General features: G+C 34.0%; 21 protein-coding genes and 2 tRNA genes. All 23 read left to right on the forward strand.

Features of this window, described 5'->3' with window-relative positions; all coding sequences use genetic code 11:
* The first annotated feature begins 2 nt into the window (after positions 1-2).
* The 23 genes from LF845_RS02365 (at position 3) to LF845_RS02475 (ending at position 20104) form a co-directional block, all read left to right on the forward strand.
* A complete protein-coding gene (locus LF845_RS02365; protein WP_242819391.1) occupies positions 3-716 on the forward strand; it encodes a tetratricopeptide repeat protein in 714 nt (237 codons plus the stop codon).
* Complete coding sequence (gene serS / locus LF845_RS02370) at positions 716-1978, forward strand: serine--tRNA ligase (RefSeq protein WP_242819392.1); 1263 nt, start codon at positions 716-718, stop codon at positions 1976-1978. Before LF845_RS02365 ends, serS begins: the two co-directional genes overlap by 1 nt.
* A gap of 1 nt (position 1979) precedes the next feature.
* Entirely contained in the window at positions 1980-2651 is a 672-nt protein-coding gene (locus tag LF845_RS02375; RefSeq protein WP_242819393.1) for an SAM-dependent methyltransferase, read from the forward strand.
* Positions 2644-3084: a DMT family transporter gene (locus LF845_RS02380; protein WP_242819394.1), complete on the forward strand. Its 441-nt coding sequence runs from the start codon at positions 2644-2646 to the stop codon at positions 3082-3084. The genes LF845_RS02375 and LF845_RS02380 overlap by 8 nt, the downstream gene beginning before the upstream one ends.
* 1 nt (position 3085) lies before the next feature.
* Entirely contained in the window at positions 3086-3679 is a 594-nt protein-coding gene (locus LF845_RS02385; RefSeq protein ID WP_242819395.1) for a MarC family protein, read from the forward strand.
* Between the two features lie 125 nt (positions 3680-3804).
* Positions 3805-3881: transfer RNA gene (locus LF845_RS02390), tRNA-Met, on the forward strand.
* 27 nt (positions 3882-3908) lie between these two features.
* Positions 3909-3982, forward strand: a tRNA-Met gene (locus tag LF845_RS02395).
* A gap of 134 nt (positions 3983-4116) precedes the next feature.
* Positions 4117-5178, forward strand: coding sequence for a butyrate kinase (buk, locus tag LF845_RS02400; protein ID WP_242819396.1), 1062 nt, complete (start codon positions 4117-4119; stop codon positions 5176-5178).
* A gap of 2 nt (positions 5179-5180) precedes the next feature.
* Positions 5181-6668, forward strand: a complete 1488-nt coding sequence (locus LF845_RS02405) for a phosphate acyltransferase (protein WP_242819397.1) — start codon at positions 5181-5183, stop codon at positions 6666-6668.
* 295 nt (positions 6669-6963) lie between these two features.
* Positions 6964-7305: an ArsR/SmtB family transcription factor gene (locus LF845_RS02410; RefSeq protein ID WP_242819398.1), complete on the forward strand. Its 342-nt coding sequence runs from the start codon at positions 6964-6966 to the stop codon at positions 7303-7305.
* Positions 7306-7317: 12 nt separating this feature from the next.
* Complete coding sequence (locus tag LF845_RS02415) at positions 7318-8664, forward strand: RsmB/NOP family class I SAM-dependent RNA methyltransferase (protein ID WP_242819399.1); 1347 nt, start codon at positions 7318-7320, stop codon at positions 8662-8664.
* Between the two features lie 3 nt (positions 8665-8667).
* Positions 8668-9948: a GGDEF domain-containing response regulator gene (locus LF845_RS02420; protein WP_242819400.1), complete on the forward strand. Its 1281-nt coding sequence runs from the start codon at positions 8668-8670 to the stop codon at positions 9946-9948.
* A 16-nt stretch (positions 9949-9964) separates the two neighbouring features.
* A complete protein-coding gene (locus LF845_RS02425; protein WP_242819401.1) occupies positions 9965-11029 on the forward strand; it encodes a BMP family ABC transporter substrate-binding protein in 1065 nt (354 codons plus the stop codon).
* Positions 11030-11074: 45 nt separating this feature from the next.
* A complete protein-coding gene (locus LF845_RS02430) occupies positions 11075-12580 on the forward strand; it encodes an ABC transporter ATP-binding protein (protein WP_242819402.1) in 1506 nt (501 codons plus the stop codon).
* Positions 12577-13635, forward strand: a complete 1059-nt coding sequence (locus LF845_RS02435; RefSeq protein ID WP_242819403.1) for an ABC transporter permease — start codon at positions 12577-12579, stop codon at positions 13633-13635. The genes LF845_RS02430 and LF845_RS02435 overlap by 4 nt, the downstream gene beginning before the upstream one ends.
* Entirely contained in the window at positions 13635-14555 is a 921-nt protein-coding gene (locus LF845_RS02440) for an ABC transporter permease (protein WP_242819404.1), read from the forward strand. Before LF845_RS02435 ends, LF845_RS02440 begins: the two co-directional genes overlap by 1 nt.
* Positions 14533-15081: a phosphoribosyltransferase family protein gene (locus tag LF845_RS02445; RefSeq protein WP_242819405.1), complete on the forward strand. Its 549-nt coding sequence runs from the start codon at positions 14533-14535 to the stop codon at positions 15079-15081. Before LF845_RS02440 ends, LF845_RS02445 begins: the two co-directional genes overlap by 23 nt.
* Positions 15081-16604, forward strand: coding sequence for a sensor histidine kinase (locus LF845_RS02450; protein WP_242819406.1), 1524 nt, complete (start codon positions 15081-15083; stop codon positions 16602-16604). Before LF845_RS02445 ends, LF845_RS02450 begins: the two co-directional genes overlap by 1 nt.
* Before the next feature lie 14 nt (positions 16605-16618).
* Positions 16619-17329, forward strand: coding sequence for a glycosyltransferase family 2 protein (locus LF845_RS02455; RefSeq protein ID WP_242819407.1), 711 nt, complete (start codon positions 16619-16621; stop codon positions 17327-17329).
* On the forward strand, positions 17326-17604 hold the full coding sequence (locus LF845_RS02460) for a lipid-A-disaccharide synthase N-terminal domain-containing protein (protein WP_242819408.1): 279 nt from the start codon (positions 17326-17328) through the stop codon (positions 17602-17604). The genes LF845_RS02455 and LF845_RS02460 overlap by 4 nt, the downstream gene beginning before the upstream one ends.
* Positions 17597-19189, forward strand: a complete 1593-nt coding sequence (locus LF845_RS02465; protein WP_242819409.1) for an ArnT family glycosyltransferase — start codon at positions 17597-17599, stop codon at positions 19187-19189. Before LF845_RS02460 ends, LF845_RS02465 begins: the two co-directional genes overlap by 8 nt.
* Positions 19190-19420: 231 nt before the next feature.
* Positions 19421-19774, forward strand: coding sequence for a succinate dehydrogenase, cytochrome b556 subunit (locus tag LF845_RS02470; RefSeq protein ID WP_242819410.1), 354 nt, complete (start codon positions 19421-19423; stop codon positions 19772-19774).
* Between the two features lie 12 nt (positions 19775-19786).
* On the forward strand, positions 19787-20104 hold the full coding sequence (locus LF845_RS02475; RefSeq protein WP_242819411.1) for a succinate dehydrogenase, hydrophobic membrane anchor protein: 318 nt from the start codon (positions 19787-19789) through the stop codon (positions 20102-20104).
* The last annotated feature ends 9 nt before the right edge of the window (positions 20105-20113 follow it).

A 20113-nucleotide genomic window follows, 5' to 3' on the forward strand; every position in this document is an offset into this window, starting at 1 on the left:
AAATGCAAAGAGAAAGCATTTTTCATCTAATGGAAAAAGGTAAAATCGCCTTTGATTCGGGAAAATATGAAGAAGCCAAAAAATATTTTGAAGAGTTTATTGAGCACAACAAAAACTTTGCTGACGTCTATTGTAAGTTAGGCTACATCTATTTTGTCAAAGATGAATACCATAAAGCAATAGATTTTTTTAAGCAAGCTGTAGAAATTAACCCTTCGTATACGGAAGCATTAATAAATCTTGCCACTTCTTTACAATATGTAGGGGAAAATGACGAAGCACTTAAATATATGAATCAACTAAAAAGTGTTACATACCTTGAAGGTATAGCGGACAAACACTGCCTTGGGAAAATTTCCAATATGCATGCGGAGATTGCAGATGCTTACGTAAGCCTTTTTCTTTACAAAAATGCAATAGATGAGTATGAAAAGGCCCTTGAGCTTAATCCGGGCTTTCCGGATATCAGGCTAAAATACGCAATAGCCCTGCGTGAGTATGGTGATTTTGAAAGAGCAATATTTGTTCTGGAAAACATTATTATGGAAATGGAAAGTTTTGTAGATGCATACGTTCAACTTGGTATTACTTACTACAAAATTGGCTACATCGGTTTTGCTATTTCTGCATGGAAAAAAGGGTTTGAATTAAACAAAAACAACAAATTATTAAATACATTTCTTTATCTTGTTGAAGCTGCTAAGGAGGTAGATTAATGCTCGATTTGAAACTTATTACAGGTAACCCCGAGCTCGTAAAAGAGGGTTTAAAAAGGAGAAATGCCGAGATAGATATAGATTCAATTCTTGAGCTTGATGAAAAAAGACGAAATTTAATAAAAAATGTTGAAGAGTTAAAAAAACTAAGAAATGACACTTCAAAAGAGATAGGTAAGATTAAAAAATCTGGCGGAGATATAACTGAAATTTCCGCTAAGATGAAAAAAGTTTCAGATGATATTTCTGAAATGGATAATGCTATTAAAGAAATCGAAGAAAAAATAAAAGATATTTTGCTAACCATTCCAAATTTACCGGATGAAACTACTCCTGTCGGGTCAAATGAAGAAAACAACGTTTTCTACAAATCAAGTGGACAGAAACCAGCATTTGATTTTGAACCAAAACCACACTGGGAAATAGCTGAAAGCTTACAACTTGTAGACTTTGAAAAAGGTGCTACACTTGCAAAATCAAGATTTTCAGTTTACACTGGGCTTGGAGCAAAGCTCGAAAGAGCTCTTATTAATTTTATGTTGGATGTTCAATCTGAAAACGGTTACAAAGAAATAATACCACCTCTTCTTGTAAACGCTAAGACTATGACAGGAACCGGGCAATTACCAAAATTTGAAGAAGAACTTTTTAAATGTGAAAGGGATGAGCTATATCTTATACCTACAGCAGAAGTCCCTCTTACAAATATTTATGCTGACACAATACTTAATGAAGAAGAATTGCCCATAAAAGTTACTGCTTATACCCCTTGCTTTAGAAGAGAGGCCGGCAGTTACGGAAAAGATGTAAGGGGACTTATAAGGCAACACCAATTTAACAAAGTAGAAATAGTAAAAATAGCACACCCTGAAAACTCTATGGAAGAATTGGAACTTTTGCTTGAAGATGCAGAGAAAATATTGCAGAAGCTCGGTCTACATTACCGTGTCATGACACTTTGCACAGGGGATTTAGGTTTTTCATCTGCCAAAACTTACGACATAGAGGTATGGCTACCCGGACAAAATTGTTACAGAGAGATATCCTCTTGTAGTAATTTTAAAGACTTCCAAGCAAGAAGGGCAAATATTAAATTTAGAAATAAAAACAAAAAGGTTGAGTTTGCCCATACATTAAACGGCTCCGGTCTTGCAGTAGGAAGGACATTCTTGGCAATATTGGAAAATTATCAGCAAAAAGACGGCAGTGTTGTTATTCCCGAAGCGCTAAGACCTTATATGGGAATAGAAATTATTAAATAAAATGGCAACAATTTTTTTAATGCCAAATCCTATAAATTCAGATTTAGAGTTTATAGGAAGGAAAGTTAAAGATATATTAAAATCTTCTGATTTTGTTATTGGAGAAGAAAGAAAAAACACATTAAGATTTCTTGCCGGTATTGACCTTCGTGGTAAAGATTTTTACCTTCTTAACGAGCATACAGATTATGATGAAAAATTTAAGCTTGCAAAAAAAGTTTCTGAGTCAAATTCTGCTGTGCTTTTCAGCGACGCCGGGACACCTTGTGTAAGCGACCCGGGATATGACTTTATTGACCTTTGTTATAGCCTTAATATCAAAGTAAAGACTCTTTGCTTTGAATCATCAATAATGGCTGCATTATCCGCCTCCGGATTTTATGCTGAAAAGTTTGTTTATGCAGGTTTTCCACCGATAAAAGGGGATGAAAGAAAGAATTTTTTTAAAAATCTGCCAATAAATAACATGACGACTATTTTCCTTGAAAGGCCCTATTCTATAAAAAAAATTACTGATGAGCTTAAGGTTGTAAAAAATAGAATCTTCATACATCAAAATATTGGATTCAAAGAAGAAACTTTTTTACGGGGCTTTTACAAGGAGATAGAAAAGAAAAGGGATTTGCTCACTAAAGCACCTTTTGCTGTTGTCATTGAGGGGAATAATGCATAAACTTTTTGTAATACTCCTTTTAGTGTTGGCTGGTTCATTTGTATCGCTTCAAGCAAGCATAAATGCCAGACTTGCAAAGCATGTCGGATTTTTAGAAAGTGCATTTATATCTTTTTTTATAGGCACCCTAACACTTTTAATAATCATGCTCTTCAAAGGGGAAAACAATTTAAAAAATATAACAGAAGTACCTGCAATTTACCTTACAGGGGGCTTACTTGGAGCAATTTTTGTTTACAGCATAACATATTCAATACACATTACAGGGGTAACAACAGCGCTTGCAATAACCATTGGAGTTCAGCTTTTAGTAGGTATTATTCTTGATAAATTTGACCCTATGAATGTTATAAAGCTTAACATAAGCCTTACAAATATATTAGGTATAATTCTGATTATTATCGGTGTAATACTTACAACATGGAGGAAATAGATTGAGTGATTTGGTACTTATTTATACACAAGCAATAGTTACCTTCTTTCTTGTTATAGACCCGCCGGGACTTATCCCTGTTTTTCTTGCTATAACAAAAGGGATGACAGAAAAAGAAAGGCTTAGCCTTCTAAACAAATCTATAGTTGTAGGATTTGTATTACTGATAATTTTTACAATATTCGGCAGTACGATTTTATGGCTTTTTGGTATAGATGTACATGATTTCAGGGTAGCAGGTGGTTTTTTACTTTTGATAGTTAGTCTTCAAATAGTCTTTACTAACCAAGAAAAGGATTTAAGCAATTCAAAACCCGGTGTCGTCCCTTTTGCTACCCCATTAATGGTAGGCCCCGGGGTAGTAACTGCAACAATTGTATTAAGCGGAACAGTAGGCATCTTTAAAACACTCATAGCCGGAGCAGTTGCTTTTTTACTTGCATACCTTGTGCTGTATTTTGGTAAAAAACTTTTTAGTATACTGGGTAAAGATATTACTGATGTAATTACAAAAGTTATCGGGCTTATTTTAGCTGCAATATCGGTAAGATACATTAGAGAAGGTTTTATCGGCATAATGCAAAATTTTGGATAAAATCTTTAAAAGTTGTCAAAAAAAGAAATAAACTTTTTATAACAATAACATATGAAAAATTGGATACAATCTAAAAATTTTTGCTTGACTTTTCACTTTTTATAGATATATTCATTAACTCCTGACGCGGGGTAGAGCAGCTTGGTAGCTCGTCGGGCTCATAACCCGAAGGTCGTCGGTTCAAATCCGGCCCCCGCAACCAATTGCTTTTTATCTTGTTAATATAAATGGCGGATTAGCTCAGGTGGTTAGAGCATGCGGCTCATATCCGCAGTGTCCGGGGTTCAAGTCCCTGATCCGCCACTCTGACAAACCTTCCAAAAAATTAAACTAAACTTTCATCATTTTGAACCCACTCATAAGTTTTGCAATTAAAAAACATTTGATTTTTTGCCTATTTTCTAATATTTTAATTTTACTAAACTTGGGGGTATAGTATGAACATATTAATAATAGACCCTGGCTCCACATCTACTAAGGTTGGAATATTTAATGACAACCAATTAATAAAAGAAAATTTTAAACATGATAGAAGTGAAATTGAACAGTTTAAAACGATTATAGACCAGCTTAATTACAGGTTTAATATTATTAAACATTTTATACAAAACAACCACCCTTCCCTATCATTTAGCGCTGTCATCGGCAGAGGTGGACTGATTCACCCTGTTGAAGGGGGTGTTTATAGGGTTAATGATAAAATGTTGGAAGACTTGAAAGCCGGAATAAATGGTCAACACGCCTCAAACCTTGGTGGAATAATAGCAAAAAAATTTGCTGAGCAATATAATTGTGAGGCATTTATAGCTGACCCGGTAGTGGTTGATGAAATGATGCCTCTTGCAAAATATTCTGGACTTAAAGGGATAGAAAGAAAAAGTATTTTCCATGCTTTAAACCATAAAGCAACTGCAAGAAAAGTTGCAGAAAAAATAGGCAAATCTTATGAAGAGGTAAACTTTATAGTAGCTCATTTGGGTGGCGGTATATCAATTGGTATTCACAGCAAAGGGAAAGTTATCGACGTAAACAATGCGCTTGATGGTGACGGTCCATTCTCCCCTGAAAGAGCCGGGGGCTTGCCTGTATCTGGAATAAAGGATTATCTCTCAAAAAACAATATATCTATTGGTGAGCTCACTAAAATTGTGTCAAAACAAGCTGGGCTGATGTCCTACATCGGTAGCGTAGATATGATAAAAATAGAGGAAGATATAAAAAATTCTGATAAATACAAGGAAGAAGTTATTAGTGCGATGGCGTATCAAATTGCAAAAGAAATTTGCTCTCTTACTGCTGCAGTAAATGGACAGATAGATGGAATAATTCTCACAGGTGGCCTTGCTCATAGTAAATACCTAATTGACTTGATATCCAAAAGGGTGTCTTTTTTAGGTAAAATATATGTGGAGCCGGGTGAAAATGAAATTGAATCACTTTTGATGAGTGCAAAACTTGCTCTTCAAAATAAAATCCAAGTAAAGGAGTATCGGGGGTAGTTATGAGTATTGGTAATAACATCAAAAAAGTTTTATCCGAAAAAAACATAACAATTGAAAACCTATCTAAATTTACAGGAATCGACGTATATCAACTATCAGATTACATAAATGAAAAATCCAGCCCCTCCGTATCAGACCTGTTGAAAATAGCATCTTGCCTTGATACCGATATATACTCCTTCATATACGGTCAAGAGTTTGAAGGGAAAAAGGCTCAAAAAACTACACCTGCTACAAGAGTAAAAATAAGTCGTAAAGATGCTTACTCTTATGAAAGTCTTGCCCCTCTTTACCCCGGAAAACATATTGAACCGTTTATTGTAGAAATTGAAAAAAAGGAGAATCCCGAAATAAGCATCCATTCAGGTGAAGAGTTTCATTATGTTTTAGCAGGAAAACTAAAAATAACAGTGGGTGAAGAAGAGTTTATACTTGATGAAGGAGATAGCCTCTATTTTGACTCATCTGTTGCACATAGCATCAATTCCATAACTGAAAAATCAAGAATACTTGCTACGATATACAATAGCAGCTCAATGTCGCAACTAACTAAAGGTTCAAAAATGAGAGATTTAATTCAGGCAGCCAAATTACTTAAGAAGCAATCTATTTGTTTAATCTGTCCTGACAAGACATCTGCCGGAGCCTGCAAGGTGGCAATAGATGAGAATATAATAGATAAAGTTGTGTTTGTGGGGGATAAAAAAATATCAGAAGCCCTTTTGAAAGATACCCGCATAAATGAAAAAAAGGTAATTTTAGTGGATATACCCCAATCTGATATATATGAAACAGACTGTGCCAGAAAAGGGGTCGAAATAATTAAGAATAAAGAAGCGACTTTGATAATGAAGGGTAAAATCAACACTGCAAACTTTGTAAAAGCAATTTTGGATAAAGAGCGAGGCATTGCATCAGGGAGAAGGATGTCGCTGGTAAGCATTTTTGAAGTGCCAAATGTTAACAGGCTGATATTCCTTACGGACCCCGGCATAAACCCGACACTTTTTGTAGAAAATGATTTAAATGCAAGTATAGAAATCATTAAAAATGCCATTGATGTTGCCAAATCTATGGGGGTAACAAGACCAAAGGTTGCACTTCTTGATGCTAATGAAGTCCCTTCAGCAAAATTACCAACCACACTGCATGAAGATAAACTGTCTAAAATGGATTGGGAAGATGCGGATGTTTACGGACCACTTTCATATGACCTTGCACTCTATGAGGAAGCAGTTAAAAAGAAGGGGTTAACAGATAACCCGGTAGCAGGAAAAGCCGATATTATTGTGGTGCCTCACATAGAAGGTGGAAACTTCCTTTATAAGGCGTGGGTAATGACAATGGGAGCAGAAGTCGCAAATATTGTTTTGGGAGCTACCGTTCCAATAATACTTACCTCAAGAAGCGACAGTGATATGACAAAGTTTTTGACTATTTGTGCAAGTGCTATTTATGGGGAATATTTAAAAAGTACAAATAATTGAGTTTAGTTTTATTTTAAATGTTTTACCTGACAGCACACAGAGTAAGAAGGAATTTGTGAATTGTAAGCGGTGGATTGTAGATAAATGATAACTTCTATAAAGATTGTATAGGTTGTTAAGGTTTTATAAACTTAGCACTTAACACTTAATACTAACTTTGAACCTTAAACGTCTAACATTGAACTTTTTATATAAAGATGCCAAAAATCGTGTGACGGCACCTCATATTTTGGTTGATAAATTTTAGTTTGTATAATAACATTTACATACAATAAAAACTAATTACGGTGGGATAATGCACAACCTAAAAGAGGTATCAAAAGTATTAAAATCTCTCTCAGAAGAGAACAGATTGCGAATTACCATAATGCTTCTTAAGCGGGACTTGTGTGTATGTGAAATTAATGAAGTGCTTCATATCGCCTTATCTACAATATCTGCTCATCTTAAAAACTTAAAGTATACCGGCGTAATTGAAGACTCAAAAGATGGCAGATGGGTAGTGTACAAACTGACTGAAAACAAACATGTAAGAGAAATCGTTAACTTCCTCTACGAAAAAGTAAAAGATGATAAAATCATAAAAGAAGATTTGGAAAAAGTTGATAAAATAGACAGATACTCTTGCTCTATTTAACACGATATAGAGATGTTAGAAGATTTTATATCAAAATATAAAAGTATTTTCCAAAAAGACTTCGATATTTTCTTTAAATCACTTGAAAAGACAGATAAAAAATACTTTAGGCTGAATGTAGCGCGTGGTGTAAACTATATTAAAGAATTTGAAGAAAGTTCGAATATTGAAAAAGTTAAGGACTTCAACGCATATCAATACAATGAAAACCAAACAAACATTGTCAAGTCTATCGGATTTTTAACGGGTGGACTTTACATTCAAAATATATCTTCCCTCTTTCCGCCCAAAATATTATACGACAATTTAACAAATAAAGATAATCCTATAATACTTGATATGTGTGCTGCACCCGGCGGAAAAACCACATATCTAAGTGAATTATTAGACAGGAAGGGCCTAATTATTGCCAATGAAATCTCTTCAAAAAGGCTTAAGGCACTCAACTTTAATATTTCAAAATATGGCGCTTACAACGTAAAGACAGTCAGTTTGGACGGCAGACTTGCCTCTAAAAAGTTACCTGCAGTTTTTGATGCTGTCATGCTTGATGCCCCTTGCAGCAATGAAAACAAAATTCTCAAAAACGACACAGTTAAAAACTTTTGGTCAGAAGAGTTTATATTAAATATGCAAAGCATCCAAAAAGACTTGTTATATAATGCTTTTAATCTTATCAAGCCTGGAGGGTTAATCGCCTATTCAACATGCACTTTTTCAATCGAAGAAAACGAAATGGTTTTAGAAGATTTTTTATCTAAACATCCAGATGCCAGATTAGTCGATATAAACAATGGTAATTTCCCTGCCGGAATATCTGGAAATAAAACAATAGACAATAGAGTAATAAGAGTATTACCACACATAATGGAGTATGACGGTTTCTTCATCGCACTTATTCAAAAAGTTGGTGAGTGTAGCAATAATTTAATTACTAAAAATAAAAATTTATTTGGTACTAAACTCGATATCTTTCAAGATGATTATTTTAAAAATTATAAATTTTACGAAAGAAATAGCAAAATATATATGGACATTATCGCTAACTTCGGCGACAAAATTTTTAAAAAAATTAGATTTCAAAATAATGACTTCTTTATGGGCCAAAATTTAAAAGAATTTTCTATTTCCACTGAAGCATCATGGGAGTTTGGAGCAAAAATAAAAGATAATTACAGATTAGAGATTGATTACAAAGAAAGTATTGAATATTTGGATGGTTATGATATAAATCACATTTCTAAAAACATTAAAAATGGTGTATTATATTACAAAGACATACCTGTGGGACCTTTTAAGGTTGTAAACGGTGCAATTAAAAACAAACTGGACAGATATTTTATATATAATAGAGTATAAATCATGAAAAAAGTTTTGGTAGTAGAGGATAGTAATTTCTTTCAAGAAGTTTTGACAAAAGAGCTCGAAGATCTAAATCTTAAACCTTTTGTCGCATCTAACATTAAAGAAGCCAAAAAACTTTTACAAGATAACTATTTTGACTTTATAACAATGGATGTTAACCTCCCTGATGGTAACGGGCTTGATTTTTGTAGAGAATTAAAACAAAACAATCAGTTATATAAATCTCAAATCATCATAATATCTTCAGAAGATGATGATTTACTTAAAAAAGCAAGTTTTGATGCAGGTGCTTTTAGCTATTTTCATAAAGACTATGTTGGAGGAAATCTAAGAAAATTTTTAAAAACCACAATTTCTATGGCACAAATCATTACAAGCTCCGCAAACCCGGTAGTGCTCATAGAAGATAGCGAATTTCAAAGTAAATATATAAAAAGTCTTTTTGACTTTGCAAATATAAGTGTTATATCTTTTAATGATGTCAAAAGTTCATTGGACTTTTTCTCCAATGATAATAATATCGACTTAATAATAGTAGACTATTACCTTAATGACCAAACTTGCGAAGGCTTGATTGAAAAAATAAGAAAAAATAAATTTTATGATAAAGTGCCTATAATTGTAACCACAGTTTTGGAGGAAAAAGATAAAAAATACGATTTGTTTCTGTTAGGGGTAAATGATTTTGTTCAAAAGCCATTTGACCCAAGCGAATTTTTCCTCAGAATAAGAAGTCATCTAAGGATAAAAAGCCTGATGGATATGCTTGATGCTAAAAATAAGCTACTATCTATTAAGGCCATTACCGATGAATTAACAGGACTTTTTAACAGACGCTTCTTTTGGGAAACTTTAATCAGAGAGGACAATAGAGCAAAAAGGGCAAAACAGCCTTATTCAATTTTGATGTTTGATATTGATAACTTTAAGCTTGTTAATGACAAATATGGACACTTAAATGGTGATAAGGTGCTTGTTAGTCTGGCTGATGAATTGAAAAAGTGTATAAGAAAATTTGACACCCTTGCACGATTTGGCGGGGAAGAGTTTATTATGCTGTTGCCAAATAGTGACAAGGGTCAGGCTTCTGTTGTTGCAGAAAAAATTTTAAATATCGCAAGAAATATCAAATATGAGTTTACAGACAATCCTATTACAGTAAGTATTGGTATTGCTGATTCAACGGAATGCACTTCGTTTGAAGAAATAATACATTTAGCTGATGACAGACTGTATAAGGCAAAGAAAAACGGTAAAAATCGTTTTGAACTTAAATAAAAGTTTGGAGGAGTAAATGAAAAGGTTGTTAACTATTTTTGTAATGGCAGTTTTTTTAAGTTTAAGCTTTAATGTTTTTGCAAAGGACATTAAAGCAGGTTTCGTCTATGTTGGTCCTGTTGGTGATGGTGGTTGGACATATGCTCATGATTTAGGTAGAAAAGAGATGGAAAAGCTCCCTTATGTAAAGCCATCTACCTACATTGAGTCAGTCCCTGAAGGGAGCGATGCCGCAAGGGTAATCACTAATCTTGTAAAAAAAGGGCATAATGTTATTTTTACTACCAGTTTTGGATTTATGGACCCTACTATCAACGTTGCAAAAAGATTTAAAGATGTCATTTTTATGCACTGTTCAGGTTATAAGACAGCTGAAAATGTTGGCACATATTTTGGAAGGATGTATGAACCAAGATACCTCAGCGGTATCATTGCCGGCAGTATGACAAAAAGCAATATTATCGGCTATGTTGCAGCTTTCCCTATTCCTGAAGTTATCAGAGGTATCAATGCCTTTACACTCGGTGTAAGATCTGTAAACAAAAATGCGGTTGTCAAGGTAGTATGGACTCAAACCTGGTTTGACCCGGGGACAGAACGAAACGCTGCTGAAAGTTTACTTGATGTTGGTGCCGATGTGCTTGCTATGCACCAAGATACACCTGCTACCCTTCAAGCTGCTGAAAATAGGGGAAAATATGTTATTGGTTACAACTCAGACATGAGAAGCTATGCTCCGAAGGGATTTTTAACAGCTCCCGTTTGGAATTGGGGTGCAATATATAAATATATTGCTGAAAATGTGCACAACGGAACATGGAAATCAGAGCAGATTTGGTGGGGTATGGATAAAGGTGCTATTGCACTTGCACCTATTAGTGATACTGTCCCTGCAGAAATAAAAAGTAAGGTTATGAAAGTAAAGGATGAAATTGTGCAGGGGAAATTTAAAATATTCAGCGGACCTATAAAAGATCAGTCAGGTAAACTTATCCTTGAGAAAGGAAAAACCTTTACAGACAGCGAACTTTTGGGTATGAACTTCTTTGTAGAAGGTGTTCAAGGAAACTTAAACAATTAAAAATCTTAACACCCTGGAAATCCAGGGTGTTTTTTTTGAGGTTATATGTCATCCTGTATTTTAAAAGTCCAAAATATTTCTAAGTCTTTCGCAGGGTTTGTTGCCAATGAGAATATATCTCTTGAAATATTCAAAGGTGAAATACATACAATCTTAGGCGAAAATGGTGCAGGCAAAAGCACACTGATGAATATTCTAACGGGACTTTACAAACCTGATTCCGGTGAGATTTATATTGACAATAAAAAAGTCACAATAAAATCACCAAAAGATGCACTAAACTACAAAATAGGGATGGTTCATCAACATTTTATGCTTGTAAACAACCATTCTGTTTTTGAAAATATTTTGTTAAGTATTAAGCTTGATTCATTTATTATTAATAAAAACACATTAAAATCAAAAGTACTAAAATTTATTGAAGAGTTTGAGTTGAATATTGATATAGAGCAACCGGTCTGGAAACTTTCCATTGGTCAGCAGCAGTGGATAGAGCTAATAAAGCTTTTAGTAAGAGATTCACAAATTCTTATTCTTGATGAGCCAACTGCGGTTTTGACCCCTCAGGAATCAGAGTTTTTGTTCACTTTTTTGTCCAAATTAAAAGAGCAAGGGAAAGCAATTATATTTATCTCACACAAAATGAAAGAGGTTATGAGCCTATCTGATAAAGTCACCATTTTGAAAAAAGGGAGAACAGTAGCAACCCTAAAAAAAGGGGAATTTGACGAACAAAAGCTTGCTGAACTTATGATAAGCAGCACTGAGCCCGTTCAACTTAACAAAATAAATAAAGTCTTTAATAATCACATTCTTGAAATTCAAAATCTCAATGTTAAAAACGATAAAGGGCTTTCCGATTTAACAGACTTTTCCTTAAATCTTTACGAAGGGGAAATTTTAGGCATCGCAGGGATTACAGGGAACGGTCAGAAAGCTTTGGCTGAGGTGCTGACTGGGCTTAAAAAACCTAATTCAGGTAAAATTTTAGTCAAAGGTGAAGATTTAACCTATTCGACATCTAAGTCAAAATATATCTCAGGGATTGCACATATACCTGAGGACAGAAAAACAATGGGGATTGCTCCTGATTTGTCAATTGATGAAAATCTTATTCTTAAAAATTATTCATCCAATAAGTTTACCAATATGTTCTTTCTCAGCAAATCAAAGATAAGGGAAAATGCAATAGAGCAAATAAAGAAATATTCCATAAAAACTGGCTATGATGGGATACCTGTAAGACTGCTTTCCGGAGGTAATATACAAAAAGTAATCATAGCAAGGGAGTTATCTGAAAATCCTCTCATATTGGTTGCCCTTTACCCCACAAGGGGCCTTGATATAGGCTCTGCTGAGTATGTATATAAAGTGTTATTGGACGCCCGGGAAAAAGGGATGAGCACGATACTTATATCTGAAGATTTAGATGAGCTGTTAAAAATATCCGACAGAATAGCAGTTATGTTTAGAGGTAAAAATATGGGGTATCTTGAACCTGACAAAACATCTAAAACAGAAATCGGACTTTTGATGAGTGGGAAAAGATGAAATTTAAATTAGTTAAGAAATCGCCTGTAAGTGGCATAAAATCTATTTTAACAACCCTGCTATCTATATTCATAGCTCTTTTGATAAGTGGTATTTTTCTCACATTTGCTGATATAAATCCTATTAGTGCTTACAAGGATATGCTTATAGAGTCAGTCGGCTCTGTTTACGGCATTACCGAAACCCTTGTAAAAACTACACCGCTTATTTTTTGCGGGCTTGGTGTAGCAGTTGCTTTTAGAATGCATCTGTGGAATATCGGTGCTGAAGGGCAGCTTTACATGGGTGCTTTTGGTGCATCTTTAGTAGCACTACACCTCAATACCGACAGCCATTTTGTAATGATTACATTGATGTTTATTTCGGCAATATTTTTTGGCGGACTTTGGGCACTAATCCCCGGAGCTTTAAAAGCCATATACAATGTAAATGAAACAATTGTAACGCTTTTAATGAATTATATTGCAATCTTGTGGGTGGACTTTTTAATCTATGGAGCATGGAAAGACCCCAAAGGGTTTAACTTCCCAATCTCAGCCGAATTTACAAGTGCAGCAAGATTGAGTGAATATTTTGATTCAAGACTGCACTCAGGTTTTTTCCTTGCTCTATTATGTGCATTACTGGTTTTCATTATTATAGAAAAAACTGTCTGGGGTTATGAAATTAAAGTAATAGGGAGTAACCCAAAGGCCGCTATGTATGCTGGTATAAATATAAAAAAGAATATAATACTGGTAATGTTTATAAGCGGTGCGTTAAGTGCAATTGCAGGATTTTCTGAGCTTGCAGGGGTACAGCATAGGCTTCAGCATGCAATCTCTCCGGGCTACGGTTATACGGCAATTATAATTGCATGGCTTGCAAAAAGGAGTGCCTTTGGAGTGGTAATAGTTTCCTTTCTTATGGGGATGCTTTTTGTAGGCAGCGACTCTATGCAAATATATTATCAGTTGCCTGTAGCAATGGTAAGTGTATTTCAAGGGCTCATACTTTTCTCCCTTATTGTTGCTGAATTTTTTAAAGAACATAAAATTGTCATGGTGAAAGAGTAATGATTTCAATAATAATCGATGCAACTATCAGAGCCGGAACTTCCATACTTTATGCTACTCTCGGTGAAATTATTATAGAGCGCTCAGGAATCATAAATTTAGGGATAGAAGGGCTTATGTTAATAGGCGCCCTTGCCGGATTTTATACTACTTACACCACTCAAAGTCTTATTCTGGGTGTTTTTGCGGCTGTATTTGCGGCAGGACTTGCCGGTCTAATTCATGGTATACTTTGCACATATTTCAAAGGTAACCAAATAGTAAGTGGACTTGCTCTCACAATGTTTGGAGTCGGGATTACGGCGGTTTTAGGAAAAAGCATGGTGGGGCAAACCATTGTTGGTTTTAAGAGAATAGAAATACCTGTGCTTTCAAAAATACCAATCATAGGTAACTCCCTTTTTAACCAAGATATTTTAGTATACCTAAGTATTCTTCTTGTATTTTTAATCTCATTTTTTCTTTACAGAACAGTATGGGGATTAAACTTAAGAACTGTAGGTGAAAACCCTTATGCTGCTGATGTGTCAGGAATAGACACATACAAATATCGCCTTGTAGCTACCTTTATAGGCTCAGGACTTGCAGGGCTCGGGGGTGCTTACCTTTCACTTGCATATACCCCTTTATGGATAGAAAATATGACAGCGGGGCGTGGCTGGATTGCAGTTGCATTAGTAATATTTTCATCATGGTCATGTAAAAGGGCACTTTTTGGAGCCTATTTCTTCGGCGGCATAAGTGCCATTCAACTACGATTTCAAGCGATGGGGACAACCATTTCTGCTCATATTTTACAAATGCTCCCCTACATATTTACAATAATTGTACTTATTATTGCGACCATTAAAATAGAAAAAGGTTCTTCAAGTCAACCTGAGTCTTTGGGGCTTGTTTATGACAGAGAGGACAGGAAATAAAATGACAGCAAAAGAGATGCTCCTTAAGCTAATTAAAGATGAGGGGAGTGTTAAAGGAAGCGTAATAAATGTGGAAAGATTTATTAATCATAAGGTATCTTATTTACTTTATGATAAAATTGCGAATGCTTTTATCGAGCATTTCCCTACCGACTCTTTTGATAAAATATTGACCGTAGAGTCAAGTGGCATAATTTTAGCAAGTTTTATTGCAGCTAAATCTCAAAAAGACTTTATCTTTTTAAAGAAAAAAAAGCCTCTAACAATGAATGAATACTACAGTGAGAGGAGCTACTCATTTACCAAGCAAGCCGAAACTGAGCTATTCCTTTCAAAAACAGTTGTAGAAAAAGGGGAAAAACTTCTTTTTGTCGATGATTTTTATGCAAATGGTAGCACGTCCGCCTCAGCAAAAAAGCTTATTGAAAAAGCCGGTTGCGAGATATCTGGCATCGGAGTAATTATTGACAAAAGTAACAATAATGATATCTTTTCCATACTTAAGCTCAAGGATATAAAAGAGTAATGGTAAATCTTCTCAGAAAAAAACCTAAATACTTTAGTTTAAAATTAAAAATAAATATTCTTATATTTGCTGTAATGATTTCCATATCCTTTATCGTTTCAGGATATCTTACATACAATGCTGAAAAAAAGGCTATGGAAATGGCAAAATCATACATCAAAACTATACCGTCGATTATAGACAGCTCTATCAACAATTTTATGACTGCCGGTGACAAGGAGATTGTGAGAAAACTCATATTGGAGCTTTCAAATGTTGAAAATGTTATAGGGATTCATATTTTCAATCCATCGGGTGATATTTCGTGCAACTATTCCAACTTTAAAACTGAAGCACCTTCAAAATATATCAACCTTGTATACCAGTACTTTAGCCTTACTGAAAAATTACAGGAAATTAATACTAAAGATGTTAAAATGCTGTCCTATTACAGACCTTATGAAAATAAACCTGAATGTAAAAAGTGTCATACAGATAGTGGCAATATTATAGGGGTGTTGAATATAAATGTAAGCACTGCGGGTATTTCAGAAATGCTAAGCAGTGAAATAAAGACCGTCAATATCATTATGTTGATATCTTCACTAATTGTCAGTATTCTCTTGTCAATTTTAATAAACAAACTGGTAGTAAACCCTCTGAAAAAGCTTGAAGAAGGTATGCATAAGGTAAGTGAGAATGACTTTAACAGCAAAGTAACTATTAACTCAAGAGATGAATTTGAGCTGATATCGAACTATTTCAACAATATGGTATCATCTTTAAAACTGGTAAATGAGACAATAGACAACATGCACAAAAACTTAATACATTCAGACAGATTAACTACAATTGGTCAATTGACTGCATCATTAAGCCATGAAATAAAAAATCCTTTAAACTCAATTATGATAACATCTGACCTTCTTGCCATGAAGTGCGAAATGGCTAAAAACGGCAAATCTGTAAATATTGATGACACGTTAAAGCATATAGATAACATCATTAATGACACACTTCGTATAAAAAACATAATTGACCAGACTCTTAATTTTTCAAGGCTTAACATGGAGCAGAAACAGATAGTATCTGTCAACTCATTCCTTGAAAGTATAAATATTTATGTAAAAAGAATACTATTTGATTACGAAAAGGTTAATTTTAAGTTGGAAAAGACTTCAGAAAAAGGTGACTGTCTTTTAAACATAAACAAAACGAATATTGAACAGGTCTTTATAAATATTCTTAAAAATGCTATGGAAAGTATACCGGAAAACAGTCATGGTAATATTATACTTAATGTATCTTGCTCCACAGACCATGAGTATGTTGTGTTTAAAATTATTGATGACGGTGTAGGGATACCTGATGAACAATTAGATAAAATATTTAACGAATTTTATACAACAAAAAAGAGTGGTACAGGCCTTGGTTTGCCTATTGCAAAAGATTTGCTTGAACAGCATAATGGTAAACTTAAAATCGAGTCAAAAGTTGGTTTAGGGACAACTGTGACAATAATGCTCCCTACTGTTAAAATTTAAACTTTGGAGTAAAAATGCACGAGATATCATTTGTTATACCGGTTTATAATGAAGAGGGAAATATCAAACCTCTTTATAAGGAAGTAAAAAATATTGCAGATACCATTGCATCCTCATATGAGATAATTTTTGTTGATGATGCCAGCACTGATAACAGTTTCGATGAAATCAAAGACATTGCTTTGGTTGACAAATGTGTAAAGTATATTTCATTTCTAGAAAATAGAGGGCAATCTGCAGCACTTTATGCAGGATTTCAAAAAGCCGAAAAAGAAGTAATAATTACAATGGATGCGGACTTACAAAATGATCCAAAAGACTTGATTGAAATGATAAAGCTATATGGACAATATGATATGGTTAATGGCTGGAGAAAAAACAGACAGGATACTATTTCAAAAAAGATTGGGAGTAAAATAGGAAATTTTGTCAGGAATAAAATGACAAATGAAACTATTCACGATACCGGTTGTGCTTTAAAGATTATGAAAGCAAGCATTTTGAAAAAAATTAAGATGTTTAGAGGATTGCATAGGTTTTTGCCAACGCTTATGCGGCTTGAAGGTGCTAAGGTGGTAGAAGTCCCGGTCAATCACAGAAAACGGGAAGTCGGCGTATCTAAATATAATAATCTTAACAGAGCTATAGAAGGTTTTTACGATTTAATTGCAGTAAGGTGGATGATTAAACGTTACCTTGATATTAAGATAAAGGAAGAGAGATGAATTTAACGGAAACAACACTTTTGGTAATAGGTTTTACAGGACAATTTTTCTTTTTCATGAGATTTTTTGTGCAATGGATATACTCTGAAAAACAAAGAAAGAGTGTGATTCCGGTAGCCTTTTGGTATTTTAGCTTACTCGGCAGTGTATGCCTTTTAACTTATGCCATTTTGCGAAAGGACATAGTCTTTATAGTTGGCCAATCCACAGGATTTATAATTTATATCAGAAACTTATATTTTATCAAAAAAGAAAGAGCAAAATTAAATGCGTAATAAAAATATTTATTGGTTCATCATTATTTATTTTATTATTGCGGCATTCCCAATTAACAACATACCTCTTTTTGAAACTACCGAAGCCAGATATGCTGAAATTGCATGGGAGATGGCTGCTTCAGGAAATTATTTGGAGCCTCATTTTAACGGGATAAAGCATTTTCATAAACCACCTTTTACCTACTGGATTAATGCGCTTGGGATAAAGCTATTTGGCGTTAACGGCTTTGGCGTTAGAATCTTTGGAGTGCTTGCTTCCGCTTTAATACTCTTTATAACTTACAAATTAGCTAATATTTTATTAAAAGATAAAGTCAAAGCTGAAAATTCCGTTTATATACTTTCAGCTTCACTTTTGTTTATAGCTGTTTCAAGAATAGTCTCTACGGACATATATCTGACACTTTTTACAGTCTTATCTCAGTACTTCCTTTTTAACCAGATTTATGGAAAAAAATCATCATTGAATGCTGTATGGTATGGCTTATTTTTGGGGTTTGGCTTTATAACAAAAGGGCCGATAATTTTTCTTTTTACACTGCTCCCTTTTTTAGTTGGAAAAGTATTCTTCAAATCTCATAGAAAGGTTTTTACTTTAAAGGATATCGCTTTTGGTATTTTGACATTTCTAATTATTTCACTGCCTTGGTATATCGCCGTAATTATTAAAAATCCTGAACTGCTCAATTACTTTTTAAAAGTACAAACAGTCGATAGAGTTGTAACCAACAGATTCCATCGCAACAAACCATTTTACTTTTTTATACTTACATTTGCCGGGACTTTTTTCCCTTTTATAATTATTTTTGTCAAAGATTTAATCAAACATGTAAAACCAGTTACTGAAAAATTGGCCCCTTATTTTTATGTAATTGTGCCCTTTATAATTTTCTCACTTGCCAAAAGTAAGCTTGCAACTTACATTTTGCCTTTTTACCCTATCGCCGGCATCATTGTGGCGGACTCTATAGACGCTAAGATTTTTAACACCAAATATTTTAGAATCCCAACATTAATCTTCGCAGGATTACTACCGTTTGCCTTTATTGCTGCAATATTTGTTTATCCTGTCCTTAAAGGTTACTTACTAACTATACTGATTTTCTTTATTTTGACACTATTGCTTTTTATAAATCTTTACAAACGTTTTAATCTTTTAAACTTTAGTGTGTATATTATTTTTATATCTTTTTGTATCTACTCAACATTGCCGATATTAGGTCCTGAAATAAAAGGTTTCAAAGAAATGACCGAAGAAATTAACAAATTAGACAAAGATAAAAGATTTGAAGTGCTTACCTATAAAACATTTATCCCTTCCATCTCCTTCTACCGTCAAAAAATAACTGTTGCGGCTTTAGGAAAAGAGAGAGAAACACAATTTCAATACGACGATAGTTACAAAAAGTATTACATAAAAAATATGACTGAACTTTCAGATTTTTTAGACACTCAAAAAACACTCTTTGTTGTCACAAAAGCAGGTAATATTAATGATATGTCAAAATTTGGTTTTAGTTGCAAAAATTATTTTAACCAAAGAAAATACTCACTTTATCTTTGCACTAAACTAAACAAGTAAATACCTATTCATTGTAAAACAGCGTTTACAAAAAATAAGTTACGTTATTTGTATAGTATTCGGTTTACGAATACTATACTTTTCAGCAATTAATAGGCTGAACAAGGCAAGTATTTATTACCTGTGTATATTGTATACAATATCATTGACAGTTCTAATATTTTGTGTTATCCCTTTATTAGTTAAATTTTAACGCTGTTTGTTTGTCAATAAAATTAGTCGAGGTGTAAGATGCCAAGAAAAGATTTAGTCACCTATCCAAAAAAAGTTTCCTACAGGAAACACACAGGAATGGTGGCCTGGTTGCTTCACAGAATCTCTGGAGTAATCATAGGCCTTTACTTGATTTTCCACATACTTGGGAAATCAGGGGTTGCAGAGTGGTTTACCTCTCTTACGGCAAATCCTGTTGCGAGGATAATTGTTCTCTTAGCTTTTACTTTCCATGCTTTTAATGGCTTCAGGATTGTGTTAATCGATTTTGCCACAGGTTCTGAAAAAGAAGTATTCTCAAAACAGTTTATGGTTGTTCTTTTCTTAACCGTAGTAGTGCTTATTATTGGCGCTTTTCCAATTTTTTCTTAGAGGAGGGACCACATGAAACAATTTAAGTTTAACGGTTCAAGTGATAGCGGTGTTTTTGAATGGCTGCTTCAGAGAGTGTCCGGTGTTATTTTAATATTAGTTATTTTTATCCACTTCTTCTCAATGATTAAGTCTGGTGATTGGGGGCTTAAAAAGATTGTATTAGGACCTCTTTTTGCTTTCGGTATATTCCATACCCTTAACGGGTTTAAAATGATTACCGACGATTATGTAGCAAGCACAACTTGGAGAGCTATTATTCTTGCAATATATTGGATAGTCGGAGTTACTCTTGCAGTATTAGCTCTCAGTGTAGTTTCAAGTTTATAAAAAATAAAG

This window comes from Deferrivibrio essentukiensis, assembly GCF_020480685.1.
Taxonomy (GTDB): domain Bacteria; phylum Chrysiogenota; class Deferribacteres; order Deferribacterales; family Deferrivibrionaceae; genus Deferrivibrio; species Deferrivibrio essentukiensis.

Bases quoted from the DNA above. Each gene is read 5' to 3' on its own strand.
- serS (WP_242819392.1), top strand. From the start codon at position 716: ATGCTCGATTTGAAACTTATTACAGGTAACCCCGAGCTCGTAAAAGAG.
- LF845_RS02410 (WP_242819398.1), top strand. From the start codon at position 6,964: ATGCACAACCTAAAAGAGGTATCAAAAGTATTAAAATCTCTCTCAGAA.
- LF845_RS02470 (WP_242819410.1), top strand. From the start codon at position 19,421: ATGCCAAGAAAAGATTTAGTCACCTATCCAAAAAAAGTTTCCTACAGG.
- buk (WP_242819396.1), top strand. From the start codon at position 4,117: ATGAACATATTAATAATAGACCCTGGCTCCACATCTACTAAGGTTGGA.
- LF845_RS02405 (WP_242819397.1), top strand. From the start codon at position 5,181: ATGAGTATTGGTAATAACATCAAAAAAGTTTTATCCGAAAAAAACATA.
- LF845_RS02475 (WP_242819411.1), top strand. From the start codon at position 19,787: ATGAAACAATTTAAGTTTAACGGTTCAAGTGATAGCGGTGTTTTTGAA.
- LF845_RS02415 (WP_242819399.1), top strand. From the start codon at position 7,318: ATGTTAGAAGATTTTATATCAAAATATAAAAGTATTTTCCAAAAAGAC.
- LF845_RS02445 (WP_242819405.1), top strand. From the start codon at position 14,533: ATGACAGAGAGGACAGGAAATAAAATGACAGCAAAAGAGATGCTCCTT.
- LF845_RS02375 (WP_242819393.1), top strand. From the start codon at position 1,980: ATGGCAACAATTTTTTTAATGCCAAATCCTATAAATTCAGATTTAGAG.
- LF845_RS02460 (WP_242819408.1), top strand. From the start codon at position 17,326: ATGAATTTAACGGAAACAACACTTTTGGTAATAGGTTTTACAGGACAA.
- LF845_RS02380 (WP_242819394.1), top strand. From the start codon at position 2,644: ATGCATAAACTTTTTGTAATACTCCTTTTAGTGTTGGCTGGTTCATTT.
- LF845_RS02425 (WP_242819401.1), top strand. From the start codon at position 9,965: ATGAAAAGGTTGTTAACTATTTTTGTAATGGCAGTTTTTTTAAGTTTA.
- LF845_RS02440 (WP_242819404.1), top strand. From the start codon at position 13,635: ATGATTTCAATAATAATCGATGCAACTATCAGAGCCGGAACTTCCATA.
- LF845_RS02435 (WP_242819403.1), top strand. From the start codon at position 12,577: ATGAAATTTAAATTAGTTAAGAAATCGCCTGTAAGTGGCATAAAATCT.
- LF845_RS02420 (WP_242819400.1), top strand. From the start codon at position 8,668: ATGAAAAAAGTTTTGGTAGTAGAGGATAGTAATTTCTTTCAAGAAGTT.
- LF845_RS02430 (WP_242819402.1), top strand. From the start codon at position 11,075: ATGTCATCCTGTATTTTAAAAGTCCAAAATATTTCTAAGTCTTTCGCA.
- LF845_RS02450 (WP_242819406.1), top strand. From the start codon at position 15,081: ATGGTAAATCTTCTCAGAAAAAAACCTAAATACTTTAGTTTAAAATTA.
- LF845_RS02465 (WP_242819409.1), top strand. From the start codon at position 17,597: ATGCGTAATAAAAATATTTATTGGTTCATCATTATTTATTTTATTATT.
- LF845_RS02365 (WP_242819391.1), top strand. From the start codon at position 3: ATGCAAAGAGAAAGCATTTTTCATCTAATGGAAAAAGGTAAAATCGCC.
- LF845_RS02455 (WP_242819407.1), top strand. From the start codon at position 16,619: ATGCACGAGATATCATTTGTTATACCGGTTTATAATGAAGAGGGAAAT.